Origin of the sequence: Xanthomonas sp. SHU 166, from assembly GCF_000364685.1 — a bacterium.
Lineage (GTDB): Bacteria > Pseudomonadota > Gammaproteobacteria > Xanthomonadales > Xanthomonadaceae > Xanthomonas_A > Xanthomonas_A sontii.
This window is the reverse complement of record NZ_AQOJ01000537.1, coordinates 1-1,642: the sequence shown is the minus strand read 5'-3', so window position 1 is coordinate 1,642 and position 1,642 is coordinate 1. Positions and strand designations below refer to the sequence as shown.

The window sequence follows — 1,642 nt, the reverse complement described above, 5'->3', positions numbered from 1 at the left end:
GCAAGCTGGCCGAGCGCAGCCAGGTCGCCGCGCACGAGATCGGCGACGTCGCCAGCACCAGCGTGAACCTGGCCGAGACCGCCGGGCGTCTGCTCGGCGAGATGGAACCGTCGATCCGCCGCACCTCCGACCTGGTGCAGGAGATCACCGCCGCCTCCGAAGAGCAGAGCTCCGGCGTCGGCCAGATCAACACCGCGGTGGTGCAGCTCAGCCAGACAACACAGCAATCCGCTGCCAACGCTGAAGAATTGGCCGCCACGGCCGAAGAAGTAAGCAGCCAGGCCGAACAGTTGCAAACGCTCATGAGCTTCTTCACCACCGGCGCCACGCCCACCCCGGCACCGGCCCCGCAGCCGCGGCGGCTGCCGACGCCGATGCAACGCGGGCCACGCGCGCGCAGCTTCGGCGGGCCTGCCGCCACGGCGCAGGCCGCACGCCTGGAAGAAGCCGCGTTCGTCTCGTTCTGATCCATCTCCGCACCGGCCCGGCAGGCCGGTGCCTCTCTATCCCGCACAGGTACCACGGCATGTCCAACTCCCTTTCGCTGTCCTCCAAGCTGTGGAGCGGCTCGGCCATCGCCATCGTGCTGCCATTGGCCGCCGCCGTGTGCGGGTTCGCCCTCGGCCTGCCCGCCGGGCAGACCCTGGCGCTGGGCATCGGCGCCACGGTGCTCGCCGCCGCGGTACTGGCTTTTACCGTCCACGCCACCACCCGCTCGCTGCGGATCGCCACCACCACCCTGGGGCGCTTCGCCACCGGCAACTTCGAGGTGGTGATGCCGACGGTGCGCAACGACCAGGCCTGCGAGGTGCTGCTGGCACTGCGCCAGGTGCAGACCGGCATGCGTCAGATCAACGACGAGATCGTGCGCATGTCGCGCGAGCACGATGCCGGCGACATCGACGTGGTGATCGAGAGCCATCGCTTCGAGGGCGAGTTCAAGGTCATCGCCGAAGGCGTCAACCGCATGGTCGGCGATCACATCGCCACCAAGAAGAAGGCGATGGCCTGCATCGCCGAATTCGGCCGCGGCAACTTCGACGCGCCGCTGGAAGCCCTCCCGGGCAAGAAGGCGTTCATCAACGACACGATCGAGCAGGTGCGTTCCAACCTGCGCGCGCTGATCCGCGACACCAGCCTGCTGGTCGACGCCGCCGCGGCCGGCCGTCTGGACGTGCGTGCCGACGGCAGCCTGCACCATGGCGACTTCCGCCGCATCGTCGACGGCGTCAACCTGACCCTGGACACGGTGATCGGCCCGCTGAACGAAGCCCGCGCCGTGCTCAAGGCCATCGAAGCCGGCGACCTGACCCGGCTGGCGGACGTGCAGTGCCAGGGCCAGCTGAAGGAACTGTGCGACAGCATCAATGCCACCGTCGCGCGCCTGGCGCAGGTGGTCGGCGAGGTCAACATCAACGCCGACGCCCTGGCCAGCGCCTCCGAGCAGGTCAGCGCCACGGCGCAGTCGCTGAGCCAGGCGGCCAGCGAACAGGCCGCCGGCGTGGAAGAGACCAGCGCCTCGCTGGAGCAGATGACCGCCTCCATCGCGCAGAACACCGAGAACGCCAAGGTCACCGACGGCATGGCCGCCAAGGCCGCACGCGAAGCCAACGAAGGCGGCGATGCGGTGCGCTCGACGGTG

Annotated in this window: 2 pseudogenes; both read left to right on the top strand. The window is 69.3% G+C overall.

The window, feature by feature from the left end:
- Positions 1–467, top strand: a pseudogene (locus tag D180_RS13885) (methyl-accepting chemotaxis protein); the annotation flags it as partial.
- Positions 468–526: 59 nt separating this feature from the next.
- Positions 527–1,642, top strand: a pseudogene (locus D180_RS13880) (hypothetical protein); the annotation flags it as partial.